Here is a 19,721-nt window from a genome sequence, read left to right as displayed (position 1 = left end):
AGGGTCGTCATTTGGCTGGGGCCGCTTCCGCCTTCGCGGCGGCGTCGGCGCGCAGCTTGAAGCGCTGGATCTTGCCGCTGGGCGTCTTGGGCAGCGCATCGACGAACTCGATCACCCGCGGGAAGGCGTGGGTCGAGAGGCGCTCGCGTACCTGCTGGCGGATCTCGTCGGCCAGCTCGTCGCTGGCCTCGAAGCCCTCGCGCAGCACCACGTAGGACTTGATGATCTCGCCGCGGATCTCGTCAGGCTGGCCCACGGCGGCGGATTCCGCCACCGCCGGGTGGGTCATCACCGAGTTTTCCACGTCGGTGGGCCCGACCCGGTAGCCGGCGGTGGTGATGATGTCGTCGTCGCGGCCGGCGAACTGGAAGGTGCCGTCCTCGTTGCGGATCACCACGTCACCGGTCAGGTAGTAGCCCGCGGCGAAGGGGTGCTTCTCCTGCCAGGTGTAGCCGGCGAAGAAGTGCGCCGGGGAATGGGCGATATCCACCGCCAGCACGCCCGGCTCGCCCGGGGGCAGCTCGTGGTACTCGGCATCGAGGGTCGCCAGGCGGTAGCCGGGCATCGGCACGCCCATGGCCCCGACATGCTTGGGGTGGTTGAGGGCATGGTGATTGTTGCAGGTCATGCCGGTCTCGGTCTGGCCGTAGTGGTCCATCACCGGGCAGCCCAGGGATCGCTCGACCCAGGTCACCACCTCGGTGTTGAGCGGCTCGCCGGCGGAGCTCGCCACGCGAAGCTCGAGGGTCTCGTGGGCGTCGTCGAACAGCCCCGAGGCCTTCATCAGGCGATAGGCGGTGGGAGCGGCGGCGAAGTTGGTGATGCGATGGCGCTTCATGAAGGCCAGCGCCCCTTCGGCGCTGAAGCCCGCCTCGCAGAAGTGGGTGGTCACGCCCAGCAGCAGCGGCCCGGCGATGGCGTAGTAGAGGCCATAGGCCCAGCCCGGGTCGGCCATGTTCCAGAACCGGTCCTCCTCGCGCAGGTCGATGGCCAGTTCCATGTAGAGCGCGAAGGCCGGCATGCCGGCCAGTGGCACCGCCACGCCCTTGGGCTTGCCCACGGTGCCGGAGGTGAACATCTGGAGGAAGGGGGCATCGGGCGCCAGGCGTGGCGGCGTCGCCTCGATCGGCGCCTGGGCGAGCGCCTCGGCCCAGTCCAGGTCATCGCCGTGCTCGGCGCTCGGGCCGCCCACGGCGAGCACCGGCGGGCACCGGGTCAGGCCGTCGAACTTGAAGCGATTGGCGTGATCGGTGATCACCAGTTGGGTGTCGGCACGCCCCAGGCGGTAGTCCACGGCGTCGGGGCCGAAGGCGGTGAACAGCGGCTGGTAGACGGCCCCGATGCGCCAGGTGGCGAGCACCGCCACCAGCAGCTGCGGCGAGCGCGGCAGCATGCAGGCGATGCGGTCGCCCACGCCCAGGCCACGCGCGGCGAACCAGCCGGCCAGCCGGGCACTCTCGGCCTCCAGCTCGGCGTAGGTCAGCTTGTTGACCCGGCCCTCGGTGTCCTCGTGCACCAGGGCCAGGACATCGCCGCGGCCGGCACGCAGGTGGCGCCCACAGCAGGACTCGAAGGCGTTGAACTTGCCGTCGCGATGATCGTCCAGCCGCGCGATGACGTCATCCACGCTGAAGGTCTCGAGATAGGTCCGGTACTCGGGAGTCGTCGCTGTGCTCATGTCATGCCCTCACGGATGCTTGTGCTTGTTGTCGGCTGAGAATGTCGGCGAACGGGTGAAGCCTTGGTCGTGATCCCGTGGCGCTGGCGTGCACGCCAACTTTCTGGTTATATGCAGTTGACGTAAGCGTCAACCTAGCAAGCGCTAGGTACAAGCTAGAGGCTCTCGTGAATGGGGGCAACCCCTGAACGGGAAGAAGGGACTAGACGATGGTCGAGCGTGGCGAACCGCCAGGCCCGCCCGGGACATCAAGCGGTGGGAGAAGAGATCATGGCGACCAGCTCGCGGGCCAGGTCCTCCGGCGAGCGAGGCCCCGAGGGGTCGTACCAGCGCACCGTCCAGTTGAGCGCGCCCATGACGAAGCGCGACACCAGGAAACGATCGCCATGGATCAGCCCGGCGGCCAGGGCCTCGTCGATGACCTGCTCCCACAGTGCCTCGTAGGCGTCACGCAGGTGGCTCAGGTGGTCCCTGGCCGCGGTGTCGAGGCGACGCCACTCGTAGAGTGCCACCACATGGGCATTGCGGTCGGTGAGCAGGGTCTCGAGGTGCGCGCGGGCCATCGCATGCAACCGCGCCTCGGGCGTGCTGTCGCACTGTTGAAGGGTCTCGCGTGCGATGGCCAGGGCGTTCTGGGTGCCCTCCTCGATCACCGCGGCGAGGATCTCCTGCTTGTCGCGGAAATGATGGAAGAGGCTGCCGGACTTGATGCCCATCTCCTGGGCCAGCATGCGCACCGTGGTCCGGTCGAAGCCCTCCTGGACGAACAGCTGGGCGGCCTGGCGAGTGAGTTCCTTGCGGCGCGGGGAGTCATTCATTACATTCATCGACGTTTACACTAGCGCTTGCTTGGTTGACCCTGAGAAAACCACAGCCCCGGCGGCAGGTCAACGCGCCCTGCCCCACGGGCAGGGCAATCGCCGTTACCCAAAGCGAGAGGCGCCGGGGACAGGTCGGCGGAACAGCCTCAAGCGTTACCGCCATCCGCGATAGCCTTGGCCCCACGGGCCGGCAACTCGTATAACGATAATCGCACCACTCGCACTGCTACTCCGGGAGTACCCACCATGAGCCAGTCCAACGATATCGTCTTCCTCTCCGCCGCCCGCACCCCCATGGGCGGGATGCTGGGCAGCCTCGCCAGCCTCACCGCCCCGCAGTTGGGGGCCGCCGCCATCCGCGCCGCCATCGAGCGCGCCGGCATCGCACCCGATGTCATCGACGAGGGCATCCTGGGCTGCGTGCTGCCGGCCGGCGTCAAGCAGGGCCCAGCCCGCCAGGCCATGCGTCAGGCCGGCATCGCCGATGGCATCGGCGCCACCACCATCAACAAGCTGTGCGGCTCGGGCATGAAGGCCACCATGCTGGCCCACGACCTGATCCGCGCCGGCAGCGGCGAGATCCTGCTGGCCGGCGGCATGGAGTCCATGTCCAACGCCCCCCATGTACTGACCAGGGCCCGTACCGGCTATCGCCTGGGCCATGGGGAACTGAAGGACCATATGTTCCTCGACGGCCTGGAGGACGCCGAGACCGGCAAGCTGATGGGGGTCTTCGCCCAGGAGGTCGCCAGCGCCCGCGACTACAGCCGCGAGCGGCTGGACGACTTCGCCATCGCCTCGCTGGAGCGCGCCATGGCGGCCACCAACGCCGGCCACCTGGACGCCGAAATGGTCCCGGTCACGGTCACCGGCCGCCAGGGCGAGAGCGTGGTGAATCACGACGAACAGCCCTTCCAGGCCAAGCTCGACATGGTACGCTCGCTGCGCCCGGCCTTCGCCAAGGAGGGCACCATCACTGCCGCCAACTCCAGCTCGATCTCCGACGGTGCCTCGGCGCTGATCCTGGCCAGCCAGGCGGCGGCGGACCGGCATGGCGCCAGGCCCATCGCGCGGATGCTCGGCCACAGCACCCACTCCCAGCACCCCAGCGAGTTCACCATCGCCCCGGTGGGGGCCATCGACAAGCTGCTGAAGAAGCTCGACTGGAGCGTGAAGGACGTCGACCTGTTCGAGATCAACGAGGCCTTTGCCGTGGTCACCCTGCTGGCCATGGACGGGCTCGACATCCCCCACGACAAGGTCAACGTCTTCGGTGGCGCCTGCGCCCAGGGTCACCCCATCGGCTCCACCGGCTCGCGGATCATTGCCACCCTGATCCATGCCCTGCGCACCAGGGGCGGCAAGCGTGGCATCGCCAGCCTGTGCATCGGCGGCGGCGAGGCCACCGCGGTGGCGGTCGAGCTGGTCGACTGATCCCTCGAGCACTGCCGGCAATGACGGCGCCCGCCTCCCCTGGCAGGGAGGCGGACGCACCTATTGGCGCGGCACGGCCAGGCGTTCCAGTCGCAGCCGCTCACGCCCGTCGAACAGCCGGCGGCTGCCCGCCGCCACCGCCGCCAGGGTGCCGAAGCCGGTGCCCAGGGTGATGGTGAACATGATCAGGATCTGGTACTTCACCGCCAGCGCCGGTGGGCTGCCGGCGAGTATCTGGCCGGTCATCATCCCTGGCAGGCTGACCACCCCGGCAGCGGCCATGGCGTTGATCATCGGCATCAGGCCGCTGCGCATCGCCTCGCGGCGGATGTCACCGATCGCCTCCTGCCAGCGCTGGCCGAGCATCAGGCGGTTCTCGATCACCGCGCGCTGACGCCAGGCGGTATCGGTGAGACGATCGAGCGCCAGCGCCACTCCCGTCATGGTGTTGCCGAGCATCATGCCCAGCAGCGGGATGGCGTACTGGGGCCGGTACCAGGGCTCGGGGCCGATGATCACCGTCAGGGTCAGCACGGTGACGGTGAACGATGACAGGAACATCGCCACCGCGCCGATGCCGAAGGCCCAGCCGCCGAGCAGCCGGCGCTTCTGTCGTGCCATTACCTCGCGCCCGGCGATCAGCAGCATGGCCAGTGCCATCAACGCCACCCAGTGCAGCCGCTCTGCCGCGAACAGCGCCTCGAGCACCAGGCCGACCAGCGCCAGCTGGATCACGGTGCGCGCCGCGGCGACGAGCAGGCTGCGGCTCATGCCCAGTCGCGCCACCGCCGTGCAGGCGGCCAGCGCCACCACCATCAGCGCCGCCAGGGCCAGTTGCCACCAGGAGAGCGCGATCACGTCCATGCGGCCTGCTCCTCTTCCACCAGCCGGCCGTCGAGGATCCGCAGGTGACGCTTCGCCACCCGGCCGATCTGTGCGCGGTCGTGGGCGACCCAGATCACCGGCCAGCCCCGCTCGTGGACCCGCTCCACCAGCCAGGTCTCGACACGGCGACTGGTGGCGTCATCGAGATTGGCGGTGGGCTCGTCGAGCAGCAGCGCCGACGGCTCGCAACACAGCGCCCGCAGCAGAGCCAGGCGCTGCTTCTCGCCCGACGAGAGCCGGCTCACCTGCCACTCCAGCACCTCCCGGTCGAACCCCAGGGCCTCGAGATCGCGGACATCGGGCTCGGCAAGGTGCTCACCGACGCGGTCGGCCCACCAGTGGCTCTCCGCCGGCACCAGCATCACCCGCCGGCGCCAGCGGTGGCCCGGCACCGCCGACTGGGCCAGCTCGCCCAGCCACACCTCGCCCCGGTGAGGCTCCAGGTCGGCGACGGCGCGCAGCAGGCGGCTCTTGCCCGAGCCGCTGGCCCCGGAGAGGCAGAGTATCTCGCCGGGCTCGACGGCCAGGTCGACACCCTCAAGCTCACCGACCCCCAGTCGAGCGAGTCGCAGGAGACCGGTGACGGACGAGTCGTTGACGGACAAGGAGCCTCCCGATGACGGCGACGTGGCATGCCTGACCGATCATAGCAGCGGCCTGCGATCGATGTAGCACGACGGACCGATCGATTGAAGACATATGGAAAAACATATATTCTGATCGCACTTCTTTCCGACGACCGCCGGAAACTCCCATGACGACCCGCTCCAGCACGACAGCGCCGAGTTCCGCCGAGGGCATGGGCCTGTTCGAACGCTTTCTCTCCCTCTGGGTGGCGTTGGCCATCGTCGCCGGCGTGCTGCTCGGCCAGTTCGCCCCAGCGATTCCCGAGACCCTGTCGCGCTTCGAGGTCGCCCAGGTGTCGATCCCGGTGGCGGTGCTGATCTGGGCGATGATCTTCCCGATGATGGCGCAGATCGACTTCGCCGCCGTGCTCGGCGTGCGCCGCCAACCGAAGGGGCTGATCATCACCACCACGGTGAACTGGCTGATCAAGCCCTTCACCATGTTCGCCATCGCCTGGCTGTTCCTGATGGTGATCTTTCGCCCGTTCATTCCACCGGAACTGGCCAGCCAGTACCTGGCCGGCGCCATCCTGCTCGGCGCGGCGCCCTGCACCGCCATGGTCTTCGTGTGGAGCTTCCTGACCCGTGGCGATGCCGCCTACACCCTGGTGCAGGTAGCGCTCAACGACCTGATCATGCTGTTCGCCTTCGCCCCCATCGTGGTCTTCCTGCTCGGCGTGTCGAACATCCAGGTGCCCTGGGACACGGTCGCCCTGTCGGTAGTGCTCTACATCGTGATTCCCTTGGCCGCCGGCTACCTGACCCGCCGCACTCTGATCGCCCGCCACGGCCCCGAATGGTACGACAACGTCTTCATGAAGCGGGTGGGCCCGATCACGCCGATCGGCCTGATCATCACCCTGGTGCTGCTGTTCGCCTTTCAGGGAGAGGTGATCCTCGAGGCGCCGCTGCATATCGTGCTGATTGCCATCCCGCTGATCCTCCAGACCTTCCTGATCTTCTTCATCGCCTATGGCTGGGCCAGGGCCTGGAAGGTGCCCCACAACGTCGCCGCCCCCGGGGCGATGATCGGCGCCAGCAACTTCTTCGAGCTGGCAGTGGCCGCCGCCATCGCGCTGTTCGGCCTGCAGTCCGGCGCGGCGCTGGCGACGGTGGTGGGCGTACTGGTGGAGGTGCCGCTGATGCTGGCGCTGGTGCGGATCGCCAACGCCACCCGCCACCGCTTTCCCGCCCCGGCGGAGACCTGATCGGGCCGCGCTACGGCTTTCGTCGCCTTGCCCCTGCCGACGCCCACGGTCAAGGATGCACGAATGAATGCTTCCTGGTGGCAACGCCATCCCCTCCTCATCATCGTCCTCGCCCAGCTCTGCGGCACCTCGCTGTGGTTCAGCGTCAACGGCGTGGGGCTATCGCTGTCGCGTGACCTGGGGTTGTCCGAGGCCGACCTGGGCCGACTGACCCTGACCGTGCAGGCGGGCTTCATCGCCGGCACCCTGTTCATCGCCGCCACCGGGCTCGCCGACCGCTTCCGCGCCAGCCGCATCTTCGCCGCCTCCTGCCTGGCCGGCGCCCTGGCCAATGGCGGTTTCGTGCTGGTGGCGGCCCATCCCCCCCTCGACCTGCTGCTGCGCTTCGCGACCGGCCTCTGCCTGGCCGGTATCTACCCGCTGGGCATGAAGCTGGTGATCGGCTGGACGCCAAGGCACACCGGCGCGGCACTGGCCTGGCTGGTGGGCATGCTGACCCTGGGCACCGCCCTGCCCCACCTGCTGCGGGGCTCCACCCTGAGCCTGCCCTGGGAGTGGCCGCTGCTCGGCGCCTCGACCCTGGCCCTGGTGGGCGGTGCGATGATCCTCGCCCTGGGCGACGGCCCCCACCTGCCCCCGCCGGGCGGCAAGGTTCGACTGCTCGATGGTCTCGCCGCCCTGCGCGAGCGGCGCTTTCGTGCCGTGGCCGGCGGCTACTTCGGCCACTGCTGGGAGCTCTACGCCTTCTGGACGCTGACGCCCTTCCTGGTCGCCAGGGAAGTGACTCGGCTTGACGCACCGGATGCGTGGATTCCCTGGCTGTCGTTCAGCGTCATCGCCCTGGGGCTCATCGGCTGCGTGGGCGGCGGGAGGCTGAGCCGTCGGCTGGGCAGCCTCTGGGTGGCACGTCGGGCCCTGGCCACCTCCGGGCTGATCTGCCTGGCCTACCCGCTGCTGCCCTGGGCCCCGCCCGGGCTGCTGCTGGTGCTGCTCGCCCTCTGGGGGCTGACCGTGATCGCCGACTCGCCGCAGTTCTCGGCCCTGGCTGCGGCCACCGCCCCACGCGAGCACATCGGCTCGACCCTGGCAGTGATGAACGCAGTGGGCTTCGCCCTGACCATCCCCGCCATCTCGCTGACCAGCTCGCTCTGGAACCTGCAGGGCAGCTGGGTGGTGTGGTGGCTGCTCCCGGGGCCGCTCCTCGGGCTCCTGGCCCTGCGCGGCCTCCTGGAGCTCGAGACCCACCGCGAGCCCGGCCCCCCCGCACGCTGAGACGGGTGGTCGGGGTCACCGCTGTCCGAGCCGATGCCCGGGGAACAGCACGAGGCGAACGACGCAGCCCCATGACGCCATCGCTCAGCACATGACCTGGCACCGCTCGGGCCGGTTGCCCATGGTATTGAGGCGTGTCTGTAGCAGATCGAGCCTTTCCACCTCGCCCTGCAAGGCAGCATCCAGGATCGCCAGCACCCAGTCGGGCAGGTCCGGCTCGAGGCCATAATAGACCCATTGCCCCTCGCGGCGGTCATTGAGCAGGCCGCAGCTGCGCAGTTGCGCCAGATGCCGCGACACCTTGGGCTGGGATTGAGCCAGGGCATGGGTCAACTCGCAGACGCACAGCTCCCCCTCACGGAGGATGAGCAGCGCGAGCATCAGCCGGGTCTCTTCCCCCAGGCACTTGAAGACGCGAACGGCATCCAGCGGGATCAAGAGCCTCTCCAGCTTGGTTAACATTAATTGAGCCACATTCTACTCCACGGTCCTGGCCGGCACACCTGGGCACCAGTCTCCAAGGCTATAGCGGATAAGCTTGGCTACTTGGCCTGCGCCGTCGACAGGTCCCACTGCGCGATGCCCGGCGCCGGACCCACCTCACAGACTCTGCCGCGGCAGTGCCAGGGCCATGGCGGCGCTCGCCGCCACCAGGGCCGCCGAGACCCACAGGCAGGCGGCCAGCCCCTGGCTCTGGTAGAGCCAGCCGGAGAGCAACGTGCCCAACAGCCGGCCCATGGCGTTGGCCATGTAGTAGAAGCCCACGTCCATGGAGACGCCGTCGGCACGGGCATAGTGGACGATCAAGTAGCTGTGCCAGCTGGAGTTGATGGCGAACAGCACACCGAAGGCGAGCAGCCCCGCCACCAGGGCGCCCACCTCCGCCAACGGCAGCAGGGCGAGCAGCGCCGGCAGCCCGGCGAGCGCCAGGGCCCAGAACGCCGTGACACCCCGCACCCCGCCCTTGACCAGGCCGGTGAGCCGCGGCGCCTGGGTCTGCACGCCCCCATAGCCGATCACCCAGACCGCCAGCAGGCCCCCCACCGTCCAGTGGCTCCAGCCGTGCTGGTCATAGAGGAACACCGGCAGCGCCACCACGAACCAGACGTCCCGCGAGGCGAACAGGCACAGCCTGGCCGCCGAGAGCACGTTGATCGCCCGGGACTTGGAGAAGGCTTCGGAGAACTTCGGCTTGCGCTTCTGGCGGCCCAGGTCGGCCTTCAAGCGCACCAGGGAGAGCGCCAGCACCGCCGCCAGCATCACCGCCATGCCGATCACCGCGCCGCGGAAGCCGATGAGGGTCAGCAGTAGCCCGCCCAGGAAGAAGCCGGCCCCCTTGAGGGCGTTCTTCGAGCCGGTGAGGATCGCTACCCAGCGATAGAGGGCGCTTCGGGCGCCGGGGCTGTCCTTGGGCACCAGCACCTTGACCGCACTCTTGGCGCTCATCTTGTTGAGGTCCTTGGCGATCCCCGACAGCGCCTGGGCCGCCATGACCCAGGGCACGGTGAGCGCCGCGGCGGGCACCATCAGCATGGCCAGGGCGACGATCTGCAGGGCCAGGCCGGCGTTCATGGTGCGGTTGAGCCCCAGCCGGGCACCCAGCCAGCCGCCCACCAGGTTGGTGACCACACCGAAGGCCTCGTAGAAGAGGAACAGCAGGGCCACTTCCAGCGGCGAGTAGCCGAGCTGGTGGAAGTAGAGCACCACCAGCATGCGCAGGGCGCCGTCGGTGAGGGTGAAGGCCCAGTAGTTGCCGGTGATCAGCAGGTACTGGCGCACCTCGAAGGGCAACGCCTTCAAGCGTCTCGCGAGCCCTCCTGCGTCAGGCATTTCCCACCTGCATCCCTTCTTCCCGTCCCCGCCCCACCTTCAGGGCCAGCTCGGCGGTGCGGTTGGCGTAGCCCCACTCGTTGTCGTACCAGGCGTAGAGCTTGAGCTGGGTACCGTTCACCACCATGGTGGAAAGGGCATCGATGATCGAGCTACGCGGGTCGGTGCGGTAGTCGATGGACACCAGCGGGCGCTCTTCAAAGCCCAGGATGCCGGACAGTTCGCCCTCGGCGGCGGCCTTGAGCGCCGCATTGACCTCCTCCACCGTGACCTCGCGCGCGAGCTCGAAGACCATGTCGGTGAGCGAGGCGTTGGCCAGGGGCACGCGGATGGCATGGCCGTTCAGCTTGCCGGTCAGCTCCGGAAAGATGGCGGTGATCGCCTTGGCCGACCCGGTGGTGGTGGGAATCAGGCTCATGCCGCAGGCCCGTGAACGGCGCAGGTCCGGCTTTTGTGGAGAGCTCGGGGCATCCAGAATCGTCTGGGTGTTGGTGATGTCGTGTACCGTGGTCATGGAGCCATGGCGGATGCCGAATGTCTCGTGGATCACCTTGACCGCCGGGGCCAGGCAGTTGGTGGTGCAGCTCGCCGCGGTGACGATGCGATGCGCCGCGGGGTCATACAGGTCGTCGTTGACGCCCATCACCACGTTGAGCACGCCCTCCTCCTTGACCGGCGCACTGACCACCACCCGGCCCACGCCCTGGTCCAGGTAGGCCTGCAGCTTCTCGCGGGTCTTGATCTTGCCGGAGCACTCGATAACGACATCGCAGCCCGACCAGTCGCTGTCGGTGGTGGCAACGTTGGCGCTGAAACCGATCCGCTTGCCGTCGATGACAATGGCGTCCTCCTCGGCGGCGATGCCCTGCCCCGGCGACCAGCGGCCGTGCACCGAGTCGAATTCGAGCAGGTGGGCGAAGGTGGCGGCATCGCCGCCCGGGTCGTTGATGCGCACCACCTCGACCTCGCCCGACGCGACACGGGGCCAGAGGCCGCGCAGGGTCAGACGGCCGATGCGCCCGAAGCCGTTGATACCGATGCTCAGTGGCTGAGACATGAATCCTCTCCAAGATCATATATGGTGTTCCATATATACTATCAGCACGTGTCCGTTGCGTGACAGCCTGATCCATGCAGCGTCGCCTACTTCGGCCGGGACACGACACCATGGCGTCCCGGCATTTCACTCACGGTCAGGTCTTTATCCGTAGCGGCCGGTGATGTAGTCCTCGGCCTTCTTGGTGGCCGGGTTGGAGAACATCGTCCTGGTGTCGTTGTATTCGATGATCTCGCCCAGGTGGAAGAAGGCGGTGTAGTCCGCCACCCGCGCGGCCTGCTGCATGTTGTGGGTCACGGTGACGATGGTGAACTGCTGCTTGAGCTTGTCCATCAGGTCCTCGATGGTCGCCGTGGAGATCGGGTCGAGTGCCGAGGTGGGCTCGTCCATCAGGATGACGTCGGGCTGCACGGCGATGGCGCGGGCGATGCACAGGCGCTGCTGCTGGCCACCCGAGAGCGAGGTGCCCGGCTGGTGCAGCTTGTCCTTCACCTCCTCCCACAGGCCGGCATCGCGCAGGGCCTTCTCCACCAGTTCATCCTGCTCGGCCTTGCGGCTGACCAGGTCGTGCATGCGCGGCGCGTAGGCGACGTTCTCGTAGATCGACTTGGGGAAGGGGTTGGGCTTCTGGAACACCATGCCCACCCGGCGACGCAGGGCCACCTCGTCCATCCTGGCGGTGTTGACGTCGTGACCGTCCATCTCCACCAGCCCCTCGATACGCACCCCGGGGATGAGGTCGTTCATGCGGTTGAGGCAGCGCAGGAAGGTCGACTTGCCACAGCCCGAGGGACCGATCAGCGCCGTGACATTCTTCTCGAAGATATCGATGTCGAGGCCCTTCAGGGCCTGGCTCTGGCCGTACCAGAGGCTGAGATCGCGGACCCGGATGCTCAGGTCGTGGCTGGCCTCTTCATTGCGGGTATGCGGTTGTCCGACCTCGGGAGTCTGGCCATGGCGGGGAGCGGTTTGCATGTTCATGTCGATGTCCTCTGTGACGCGCTGGCTCACCAGCGACGCTCGAATTTCTTGCGCAGTACCACGGCGGTGGCATTCAGGAAGATCAGTATCGAGAGCAGCACCAGGATGCCGCCGGCGGTCTTCTCGACGAAGGCGCGGTCGGGCTCGCCCGCCCAGGTGAAGATCTGTGCCGGCAGCACCGTGGCGGCCTGGGTGAACGACGCCGACACATCGGGAATGAAGGCCACCATCCCGACGATGATCAGTGGCGCGGTCTCCCCCATGGCCTGGGCCAGGCCGATGATCGAACCGGTCATGATGCCGGGCATGGCCAGGGGGAGCACATGGTCGCGCACCACCTGCCAGCGCGAGCAGCCCACCCCGAAGGCGGCGTGGCGGATCGAGTCGGGCACGCTGCGCAGCGCCGTGCGGGTGGCGATGATGATCACCGGCAACGTCATCAGCGCCAGCGTCATGCCGCCCACCAGCGGGGAGGAGCGCGGCACCCCGAAGAAGTTGATGAAGATCGCCAGGCCCAGCAGGCCGAACAGGATCGAGGGGATCGCCGCCAGGTTGTTGATGTTGATCTCGATGATCTGGGTCAGGCGGTTGTCCGGGGCAAACTCCTCCAGATAGACCGCCGTCATCACGCCGATGGGAAAGGCGATGGCCAGGGTCACCAGCATGGTCATGACGGTGCCCACCGCGGCAGCCAGGATGCCCGAGCTCTCGGCCATCTTGGAGTCGCCACGCGAGAAGAAGGTGGTGTTGAACTTCAACGTCACCTGGCCGCTCTCGGCCAGCTCGTCGACCACCTCACGCTCCGCCTCGCTGAGCTTGTTGCGGTGTCCCTTCAGGTACTGGTCGACCTCGCTGTTGGCCAGTACCCAGCGCTGCTCGCGGGTGCCGAGCAGGTCGGGGTCGTCGCGCAGCATCCCCGGGATCAGACGTTCGAAGCTGCGGCTGACGATCCGCGAGACCTCGGGATCCAGGGCCGCGCGCCCCATGCGGGTGGCATCCTCGTTGTAGTCCAGCTCCACCTGCACGTAGGCCTGCTGGAAGGCGGGAAGGCCCTTGCTGAGCATGTCGGCGAAGAAGAGCACCAGGAACAGGCCGGCCAGCCCCAGCGCCCCCATGGAGATCCACTTCAGCCGCGCCGACTTGCGGTGGCGCCGCTTGAGCTGGGCACTGATGTCGTCGAAGGATTGACTCATCTGGGCGATTCCTCGGCGTTACAGGTTGTTGACGCGGTACTTCTCGCGGAAGCGGCGGATCATGAGCATCGACACCAGGTTCAGGCTCAGGGTGACGCCGAACAGCACCAGCCCCAGGGCGAAGGCGGACAGCGTCTCGGCACTCTCGAACTCCAGGTCACCGGTGAGTGCGGCGACGATGCGCACCGTCACCGTGGTCATGTCTTCCAGCGGGTTGGCGGTGAGGTTGGGCCGCATGCCGGCCGCCATCACCACGATCATGGTTTCGCCCAGGGCCCTGGAAACCGCCAGCAACGAGGCGGAGATGATGCCGGGCAGTGCCGCCGGGATGACCACGTCGCGAATCGTCTCGCCCTTGGTCATGCCCAGCGCCAGGGAGCCCTGACGCATGCTGTCGGGCACCGAATTGATGACGTCGTCGGAGAGCGAGGAAATGAACGGGATGATCATGATGCCCATCACCACCCCCGGTGCCACGGCGTTGTTGAACGACGCCTCCAGCCCCAGCGCATTGGCGACGTTGACGATGATCGGCGCCACCGTGATGGCGGCGAAGAAGCCGTAGACCACGGTGGGGATACCCGCCAACACCTCGAGGGTGGGCTTGGCCAGGGTACGCACCCGCTTGGGGGCGAACTCGGCCATGTAGATGGCCGCCAGCAGCCCGATGGGGATCGCCACCAGCATGGCGATGGCGGTGATCATGAAGGTGCCGGCGAACAGCGGCACCGAACCGAACTGGGCGGCACTTCCCCCTTCATCGGCGCGGCCGGCTGCCGCCAGGAAGCTGGCGCCGGGGTTCCAGACGGTGCCGGTGATGAAGTCCCAGAAGCTGTGCATCTGGAAGAAGCGCAGGGCCTCGAAGACGATGGAGAAGAGGATCCCGAAGGTGGTGAAGATCGAGATCAGCGCGGCACCGATCAGGATCCAGCGGATCACCCGCTCGATGGCCTGCCGGGCGTGGAAGTCCGGATGCACCCGGTTCATGCCCACCATCAGGCCCACTGCGGCCACCACCAGGCTGCCGGCCAGCAGGTAGGGAGTCGGGATCTCGGCACCCAACAGCAGCATCGCGAAGGCACCGATGAGGCTCACCGCGACGGCCGGCCCGGCGGTAGCCAGCACGGCGAACCAGGCGTACTGGTCGGGCTGGGCATACATGGCCGTGCCGGTGGCGCGCACCCGCATGGCCTTGGCACGCCCCAGGAAGAAGGCTATCAGACCCAGCAGCAGCAGAGCGCCGCTGAACAGTGCCAGGAGTTGGTTGGTCTGCATAGGATTCTCTCGATGGAAAGACAACGGCAGGCAGACTGCCGTAACGTGCGACGGCCGGCAGCCTTGGGCTGCCGGCCAGGTCAGGCCTCCTTGCCAGACGACTTCCGGGTTACAGGTCCGAGACCTGCAGGGTAGCGCGCTCCTCGACCTTCTTGCGAGTCTGCTCGCGTTCGGCCTCGGGCAGCGGGATCAGGCCGAGGTCCATCAGGTAGCCCCCCTCGCCGATCATGGTCTCGGAGACGAACATCTCGACGTAGTCGTACAGCGGCGGCACCTCCTCGGCATGCTGGTTCTTCACGTAGAAGAACAGCGAGCGGGCCACCGGATAGTCGCCGGCACTGATCGCCTCGGCGGTGGGCTCGATGCCGCCGATGGCGGTGCCGATCAGGGTGTCGGGGTTCTCGACCAGGAAGGAGTAACCGAATATCCCGAAGGCGTTGGTGTCCTCGCTCAGGCGCTGGACGATCAGGTTGTCGTTCTCGCCGGCGTCGATGTAGGCACCATCGGCACGGACCTCGGTGTAGGCCTCGCCGCCGTAGGCTGCCATGTCCTCGGAGGCGACCTCCATCACCAGTTCCTCGAAGGCGTCGCGAGTCCCGGAGGTGCTGGGCGGGCCATAGATGGAGATGTCACGCTCCGGCAGCTCGGAATCGATGTCGCTCCACTGCTCGTAGGGGTTGTCGACCAGTTCGCCATCCACCGGCACCTGGGCGGCCACGGCCAGGAAGAGCTGCTCGAGGGTCAGGTCGAGCTCGTCGTTGCTGCTGGACTGGGCCAGCACGATGCCGTCGGAACCGATCTTCACCTCGGTGACATCGGTCACGCCATTCTCCGCGCAGCGCTCGAGCTCGGAGGCCTTGATGCGACGCGAGGCGTTGGAGATGTCCGGCGTCCCCTCGCCGACACCGTTGCAGAACAGGCGGATACCGCCACCGGATCCCGTGGACTCGATGACCGGGGTCGGGTATTCAGTGATGGCACCGAACTCCTCGGTCACATAGCTGGCAAACGGGTAGACGGTGCTGGAGCCGACGATACGGATCTGATCGCGGGCCTGGGCGACACCGGCCACGCCCATGACGGTGGCAGCGATGACCGTGGTCTTGAAGGCACGGCTCTTGAGGATGCGGTTCATGCGAGTCACTCCTGTCTCTGGAAAGGTGTCTGGCCTTTGCACGGCATACATTGCCGGAGCCGCATGACAGCTTCATGACAGGGTGACAAGAGTGTGAAGGGATGTCGTCTGGACCGCCGCTTCAGACCAGCAGCCCCAGTGCCGCGAGGGTGCAGAGGGCAAGCGAGCAGCCCTGCAGCACAGGGCTATCGCAGATGGCGGTAACGCTCGAGGCTGTTCCGGGGCTCATATCGCGCCAGGCCAGTGCCTCAGGCATGCGCCGGCCTGCCTGCCAGGGTCCGTAGCCCCCAGTTGCCGACCAGCGACGCCGCCAGCATGGTCAGCACCATGGGCCAGAGGCTTTCGATCTCGAAGGCGCCCACCATCACCCCCGCCAGGGCGGCCGAGCCGAACTTGATGCCACCCATCAGCGCCGTGGCCGTGGCGCTCATGTGGCCGAAGTGGTCGAGCAGGGCCGACATGGCGTTGGGGGTGATCAGGCCGATCATGCCGGCATAGACCATGATCAGCATCACCACCACGGGCAGCGAAGCGACCCCTGCCGCCGCCGCCAGCGCCAGGGCGGTGGCAGCCGCCAGTTGCACGGTGAGGCCCAGATGCAGGTTCTGCTGTGGTGAGCGACGCTTCAGCAAATGAATGTTGAGGCGGTTGGACAGGGCGATCACCACCACATTGACGCCGAATATTAGCGGGTACATGGCCGGCGAGAGGCCGAAGTGTTGCAGATAGAGGTAGGGCGAGGCGGTGATGAAGGCAAACAGGCCGCCAAAGGAGGCCGCCACGGCGCAGATGTAGCCCATGCCCTCGCGATGGCGAAAGACGCTGGCGTAGTTGCGCAATACCTGACGCGGCGAGGCGGCCGGCAGGTTCGGATCACGGGTCTCGGGCAGCCGGGTGCTCATCAGCCACAGCAGGAAGGCGGCATAGACGGCCAGGAAGACGAAGATCAGCCACCAGTCCGCCAGGTAGAGAAGCCCGCTGCCCACCATCGGTGCCACCAGCGGAGCCAGCATCATGATCATGACCATGGTCGACATCACGCTTGCCGCCTCGCGACCGCTGAAACAGTCGCGCACGATGGCCGCCGAGTTGACCACGCAGGCGCCGCCCCCCAGTGCCTGGACGAAGCGCCAGATGAGCAGTTCGGACAGCGAGCCGATGGTGGTGATGGCCAGGCTCGCCAGCAGGAACACCACCAGCCCACCGAGCAGCACCGGCTTGCGCCCCAGTCGGTCGGAGAGCGGGCCGAAGAGCAGTTGGCCGATGGCGAAACCGGCCAGGAAGACACTGATCGACAGCTCGGCATGATGGATGCTGGCCCCCACGCTGGCGGCCAGTGCTGCCATGGCGGGCAGATAGGCATCGATGGCGAAGGGGGCCAGTGCCGTGTTGGCCGCCACCAGCAGCGCCACGCGTCGCGCATTGAGGCTCAAGGGATCTCCTTTCCGCAAGCATAAGCGAGTTTTTTGATAGGAAGCTAATGATACCCCATCGAGGTGTCGCCTGTCGGCGTCTGTTCCCCGTCACACGGCCTTGTTAAAGTGGAATCATCTTCACCAAGGAGCCAGGCCCAATGGCAGACGACCTGCTTTCGCAACTCAAGAGCATGACCACCGTAGTGGCCGACACCGGCGACATCGAGGCCATTCGGCGCTTCCATCCCACCGATGCAACGACCAACCCCTCGCTGATCCTCCAGGCCGCCCAGCAGGAGGCGCGCCGCACACGACTGCGGGAGATCGCCCGTCAGGCCATCGATATCGACGACGCCCTGGACGCGGTGGCCGTCGAGATCGGCAGCGAAATCAGCGAGCTGGTGCCGGGCTATGTCTCCACCGAAGTCAGCGCCCGGCTCTCCTTCGACACCGAAGCCACCCTGGTCCGGGCCCGCTCGCTGATCGAGCGCTACGACCGCCACGGCGTCGGCCCCGAGCGCATCCTGATCAAGGTCGCCTCCACCTGGGAGGGCATCCGCGCCGCGCGCCAGCTCGAACGCGAGGGCATCCATACCAATCTCACCCTGCTGTTCAGCTTCGCCCAGGCCCAGGTCTGCGCCGATGCCGGGGTAACCCTGGTCTCCCCCTTCGTCGGTCGCATCTTCGACTGGCACAGGGCCCGCGAGCCCGACGCGGACTTCGCCGGCGATCGCGACCCGGGCGTGCGGTCGGTCAAGGACATCTACGAGCACTACAAGGGCCACGGCTACGATACCGTGGTGATGGGCGCGAGCTTCCGCAATGCCGGCGAGATCCTGGCCCTGGCCGGCTGTGACCGCCTGACCATCTCCCCTTCCCTGCTCGGCGAACTGACCGAGACCCGGGGCACCCTGGAGCGCCGCCTCTCGCCGCTGGATGCCGAGACGCAGACGCCGGAGCCGTTGGACGAGTCCGAGTTCCGCTGGGCACTGAACGAGGATGCCATGGCCACCGAGAAGCTGGCCGAGGGCATCCGCAAGTTCATGGCTGACCAGCGCAAGCTCGAGGCCCTGCTGGGCGAGCTGAGAAAAGGGACCCGCTAGTTGGAGACGCGCCGGTAGACGTTTGCCAACGCTGGGAGGCGCCATCTTCTTCGAACGCGCTGGCATCATCGAGATATTCGCGGCTCAATGGTGGTGGTGCGACGAGGCCTCCTGGGCCTCGAGCATCTCCACGAGGGACTGGAACTCCTCGCGGTTGTGCTCGTTCATGTGCATCAGGATGCGGTGCGCCTCGAGGATGCGATGGCGCAGCCCCTCCTCGTCGGCGGGCACCTCGGGGAGGTCGCTGAGCTCGCAGGGCTCGGTGATCGGCGCCTCCACCAGGGTGAAATAGCGCGAGAAGCCCATGACGTCGAGCATGCGCTGGACATCGGGATTGTCGGCGACGATGGTCGGCGGCTGCTCGAGCTTGCCCTGTACCGCCATGGCGACCTTGGCCAGGAAACCCAGTGCCGTGGAGTCCACGTTGGTGGTCTCGCGCAGGTCGATCATGACCGCCCGGAGTCCCGGGGTCCTGGAGAGCTGCTGCGCCTGGCTGTCCAGGGTGGCACACAGCGTCAGGCGCACGTCACCGCAGAGCTTGAGTACGAAGACCCCGGAGTCGAACGCCGCCTTGATGCGGCCTTCATGCATCATCATCGCCAAATCCGCTCAACATCATGATCGTCAGGTCGTCAGGCAGTTTTTCCAGCCCCGGGCCGTCCTCGACGACGGCCTCATCGTCGGCGGGTACGTCTCCCAGGGCCAGACTGTCCCGCAGGTCCTCCAGCGTCTCGCTGGTCTGTACCCGCTGCTCGAGCTCCCTGAGCCGCGTGTCGAGCGTCTCGCCCGGCAGGCACTCCAGTATTCCATCGGAACACAGCCACAGGCGGAAGTTCTCCGGGAGCGGACACCCCAGAGGGGGGTATTCGACGCCCGGGAACAGCCCCACCGGCATGCCCACGCCGGCCAGCTGATGGACCTCGCCATTCGCCACCATCAACGGCATGGGCAGCTGTGCGCCCAGCGAATAGTGCAGATAGCGGCGCTCCAGGTCAATCACCCCGACGAACAGGGTGGCGTGCTTGCCGATGCCGGTATCCAGCAATTCCCGGTTGAGCTCCGCCAACCAGCGCGGCGCCAGCTCCTCCGGCCGGGTGCCGTCCCATTCACCCTGCCAGCGATTGGAGAGGTACTTCAACAGCACCGTGACGAAGGCCGACGAGGCGCCATGGCCCGATACGTCGGCGAAGTAGAAGAGGATGAAGCGGTCATTGAAACGCTGGAAATCGAGAAAGTCGCCCGACAGATAGAGCGATGGCGCCAACCAGTAGTCGCAGGACACCCCAGCGACCGTCTGGGGCCTCGGCGGCAGCAGCTTGCGCTGGATCTGGCCGCCGGCCTGCTGGTCCAGGCGCAACATCGCCAGGTGGGTCTCCAGGCTCTCGTTGAGCTCTTCCAGGTGCTCGTTGAGCTGGGCCAGACGCTCCCGGTCCTGGGCGCGCTCCTGGGCCAGCCGGTGCAGCTCGATCGCCTTGCGGATCATCCGCCGCAGCAGCTGTCCATGACGAAGCGGCTCGACGATGTAGTCGACCAGCCCCGCATCCACCGCCTTGAGCAGGTCCGCATCCAGCCGCCTGTCGGTGACCACCAGGGTCGGCAGATGAGCGCTCAGGCGTGCCCAGTCACGACTGGGTACCGCTCGGGCATGCGCCACCACCAGCGCCGTCTCCGGTGGCAGGTCATCCATGCTGTCGGCGGCGAACACCGCCAACCCATCCCGGGCAATGGTCTCGGCCAGGGCATCCCTGGCCTCGCCCGGGACATCGATCACTCCAATCAGCTGCTTGGGACGGTCCATGCCGGGGTTC

General features: G+C 67.1%; 18 protein-coding genes. 4 read left to right on the top strand and 14 right to left on the bottom strand.

Going from position 1 to position 19,721, the window contains the following annotated elements; all coding sequences use genetic code 11:
• Positions 1-7: 7 nt before the first annotated feature.
• A complete protein-coding gene (locus MKP05_RS11440) occupies positions 8-1,678 on the bottom strand; it encodes an AMP-binding protein (protein ID WP_240568399.1) in 1,671 nt (556 codons plus the stop codon).
• A 248-nt stretch (positions 1,679-1,926) separates the two neighbouring features.
• Positions 1,927-2,496, bottom strand: a complete 570-nt coding sequence (locus MKP05_RS11435; RefSeq protein ID WP_240568398.1) for a TetR/AcrR family transcriptional regulator — start codon at positions 2,494-2,496, stop codon at positions 1,927-1,929.
• A gap of 249 nt (positions 2,497-2,745) precedes the next feature.
• On the opposite strand from MKP05_RS11435, the gene MKP05_RS11430 reads away from it, so the two are divergent.
• Positions 2,746-3,933, top strand: a complete 1,188-nt coding sequence (locus tag MKP05_RS11430; RefSeq protein WP_240568397.1) for an acetyl-CoA C-acyltransferase — start codon at positions 2,746-2,748, stop codon at positions 3,931-3,933.
• Positions 3,934-3,993: 60 nt separating this feature from the next.
• Here MKP05_RS11430 and MKP05_RS11425 read toward each other — a convergent pair whose 3' ends face one another.
• Both MKP05_RS11425 and MKP05_RS11420 read right to left on the bottom strand, forming a co-directional pair.
• Entirely contained in the window at positions 3,994-4,797 is an 804-nt protein-coding gene (locus MKP05_RS11425; RefSeq protein WP_240568396.1) for an ABC transporter permease, read from the bottom strand.
• On the bottom strand, positions 4,788-5,423 hold the full coding sequence (locus tag MKP05_RS11420; protein ID WP_240568395.1) for an ABC transporter ATP-binding protein: 636 nt from the start codon (positions 5,421-5,423) through the stop codon (positions 4,788-4,790). Before MKP05_RS11420 ends, MKP05_RS11425 begins: the two co-directional genes overlap by 10 nt.
• A 149-nt stretch (positions 5,424-5,572) precedes the next feature.
• On the opposite strand from MKP05_RS11420, the gene arsB reads away from it, so the two are divergent.
• Positions 5,573-6,652 carry an ACR3 family arsenite efflux transporter gene (gene arsB, locus MKP05_RS11415; protein ID WP_240568394.1) on the top strand — a complete coding sequence of 360 codons (1,080 nt, stop codon included), beginning with the start codon at positions 5,573-5,575 and terminating at the stop codon, positions 6,650-6,652.
• A 63-nt stretch (positions 6,653-6,715) separates the two neighbouring features.
• Positions 6,716-7,924, top strand: a complete 1,209-nt coding sequence (locus MKP05_RS11410) for an MFS transporter (RefSeq protein WP_240568393.1) — start codon at positions 6,716-6,718, stop codon at positions 7,922-7,924.
• Between the two features lie 84 nt (positions 7,925-8,008).
• On the opposite strand, the gene MKP05_RS11405 is transcribed toward MKP05_RS11410, so the two are convergent.
• The 8 genes from MKP05_RS11405 to MKP05_RS11370 all read right to left on the bottom strand — a co-directional run bounded on the left by MKP05_RS11405 (position 8,009) and on the right by MKP05_RS11370 (position 16,828).
• Positions 8,009-8,386: a metalloregulator ArsR/SmtB family transcription factor gene (locus MKP05_RS11405; RefSeq protein ID WP_240568392.1), complete on the bottom strand. Its 378-nt coding sequence runs from the start codon at positions 8,384-8,386 to the stop codon at positions 8,009-8,011.
• A gap of 138 nt (positions 8,387-8,524) precedes the next feature.
• The gene (arsJ, locus tag MKP05_RS11400; protein WP_240568391.1) at positions 8,525-9,754 is read right to left on the bottom strand and encodes an organoarsenical effux MFS transporter ArsJ; all 1,230 of its coding nucleotides are present in this window, start codon (positions 9,752-9,754) and stop codon (positions 8,525-8,527) included.
• Positions 9,747-10,811 (bottom strand): ArsJ-associated glyceraldehyde-3-phosphate dehydrogenase, encoded by a 1,065-nt coding sequence (locus tag MKP05_RS11395; protein WP_240568389.1) that lies wholly within the window; start codon positions 10,809-10,811, stop codon positions 9,747-9,749. Before MKP05_RS11395 ends, arsJ begins: the two co-directional genes overlap by 8 nt.
• Positions 10,812-10,955: 144 nt before the next feature.
• On the bottom strand, positions 10,956-11,792 hold the full coding sequence (gene pstB, locus MKP05_RS11390; RefSeq protein WP_439108984.1) for a phosphate ABC transporter ATP-binding protein PstB: 837 nt from the start codon (positions 11,790-11,792) through the stop codon (positions 10,956-10,958).
• Between the two features lie 26 nt (positions 11,793-11,818).
• A complete protein-coding gene (pstA, locus tag MKP05_RS11385; RefSeq protein WP_240568388.1) occupies positions 11,819-12,985 on the bottom strand; it encodes a phosphate ABC transporter permease PstA in 1,167 nt (388 codons plus the stop codon).
• Between the two features lie 18 nt (positions 12,986-13,003).
• A complete protein-coding gene (gene pstC / locus MKP05_RS11380) occupies positions 13,004-14,260 on the bottom strand; it encodes a phosphate ABC transporter permease subunit PstC (RefSeq protein WP_240568387.1) in 1,257 nt (418 codons plus the stop codon).
• 109 nt (positions 14,261-14,369) lie between these two features.
• Positions 14,370-15,395: a substrate-binding domain-containing protein gene (locus tag MKP05_RS11375; RefSeq protein ID WP_240568386.1), complete on the bottom strand. Its 1,026-nt coding sequence runs from the start codon at positions 15,393-15,395 to the stop codon at positions 14,370-14,372.
• 248 nt (positions 15,396-15,643) lie between these two features.
• Positions 15,644-16,828: a multidrug effflux MFS transporter gene (locus tag MKP05_RS11370; RefSeq protein WP_240568385.1), complete on the bottom strand. Its 1,185-nt coding sequence runs from the start codon at positions 16,826-16,828 to the stop codon at positions 15,644-15,646.
• A gap of 140 nt (positions 16,829-16,968) precedes the next feature.
• On the opposite strand from MKP05_RS11370, the gene tal reads away from it, so the two are divergent.
• Positions 16,969-17,913 (top strand): transaldolase, encoded by a 945-nt coding sequence (tal, locus tag MKP05_RS11365; RefSeq protein WP_240568384.1) that lies wholly within the window; start codon positions 16,969-16,971, stop codon positions 17,911-17,913.
• A gap of 84 nt (positions 17,914-17,997) precedes the next feature.
• Here the strand turns inward: tal and MKP05_RS11360 are convergent, their stop codons facing one another.
• Positions 17,998-18,510: an STAS domain-containing protein gene (locus tag MKP05_RS11360; RefSeq protein ID WP_240568383.1), complete on the bottom strand. Its 513-nt coding sequence runs from the start codon at positions 18,508-18,510 to the stop codon at positions 17,998-18,000.
• Positions 18,497-19,711: a PP2C family protein-serine/threonine phosphatase gene (locus tag MKP05_RS11355; protein ID WP_240568382.1), complete on the bottom strand. Its 1,215-nt coding sequence runs from the start codon at positions 19,709-19,711 to the stop codon at positions 18,497-18,499. Before MKP05_RS11355 ends, MKP05_RS11360 begins: the two co-directional genes overlap by 14 nt.
• Positions 19,712-19,721 lie beyond the last annotated feature (10 nt).

Origin of the sequence: Halomonas flagellata (genome assembly GCF_022487945.1) — a bacterium.
GTDB classification, from domain to species: Bacteria; Pseudomonadota; Gammaproteobacteria; order Pseudomonadales; family Halomonadaceae; genus Halomonas; species Halomonas flagellata.
This window is presented reverse-complemented; position numbering and strand designations above follow the sequence as displayed.

Excerpts from the sequence above, each read along its gene's own strand:
- MKP05_RS11440 (WP_240568399.1), bottom strand. The coding sequence starts at position 1,678 with ATGAGCACAGCGACGACTCCCGAGTACCGGACCTATCTCGAGACCTTC.
- arsJ (WP_240568391.1), bottom strand. The coding sequence starts at position 9,754 with ATGCCTGACGCAGGAGGGCTCGCGAGACGCTTGAAGGCGTTGCCCTTC.
- MKP05_RS11395 (WP_240568389.1), bottom strand. The coding sequence starts at position 10,811 with ATGTCTCAGCCACTGAGCATCGGTATCAACGGCTTCGGGCGCATCGGC.
- arsB (WP_240568394.1), top strand. The coding sequence starts at position 5,573 with ATGACGACCCGCTCCAGCACGACAGCGCCGAGTTCCGCCGAGGGCATG.
- pstA (WP_240568388.1), bottom strand. The coding sequence starts at position 12,985 with ATGAGTCAATCCTTCGACGACATCAGTGCCCAGCTCAAGCGGCGCCAC.
- MKP05_RS11410 (WP_240568393.1), top strand. The coding sequence starts at position 6,716 with ATGAATGCTTCCTGGTGGCAACGCCATCCCCTCCTCATCATCGTCCTC.
- pstC (WP_240568387.1), bottom strand. The coding sequence starts at position 14,260 with ATGCAGACCAACCAACTCCTGGCACTGTTCAGCGGCGCTCTGCTGCTG.
- pstB (WP_439108984.1), bottom strand. The coding sequence starts at position 11,792 with ATGAACATGCAAACCGCTCCCCGCCATGGCCAGACTCCCGAGGTCGGA.
- tal (WP_240568384.1), top strand. The coding sequence starts at position 16,969 with ATGGCAGACGACCTGCTTTCGCAACTCAAGAGCATGACCACCGTAGTG.
- MKP05_RS11360 (WP_240568383.1), bottom strand. The coding sequence starts at position 18,510 with ATGATGATGCATGAAGGCCGCATCAAGGCGGCGTTCGACTCCGGGGTC.
- MKP05_RS11435 (WP_240568398.1), bottom strand. The coding sequence starts at position 2,496 with ATGAATGACTCCCCGCGCCGCAAGGAACTCACTCGCCAGGCCGCCCAG.
- MKP05_RS11430 (WP_240568397.1), top strand. The coding sequence starts at position 2,746 with ATGAGCCAGTCCAACGATATCGTCTTCCTCTCCGCCGCCCGCACCCCC.
- MKP05_RS11425 (WP_240568396.1), bottom strand. The coding sequence starts at position 4,797 with ATGGACGTGATCGCGCTCTCCTGGTGGCAACTGGCCCTGGCGGCGCTG.
- MKP05_RS11375 (WP_240568386.1), bottom strand. The coding sequence starts at position 15,395 with ATGAACCGCATCCTCAAGAGCCGTGCCTTCAAGACCACGGTCATCGCT.
- MKP05_RS11355 (WP_240568382.1), bottom strand. The coding sequence starts at position 19,711 with ATGGACCGTCCCAAGCAGCTGATTGGAGTGATCGATGTCCCGGGCGAG.
- MKP05_RS11405 (WP_240568392.1), bottom strand. The coding sequence starts at position 8,386 with ATGTTAACCAAGCTGGAGAGGCTCTTGATCCCGCTGGATGCCGTTCGC.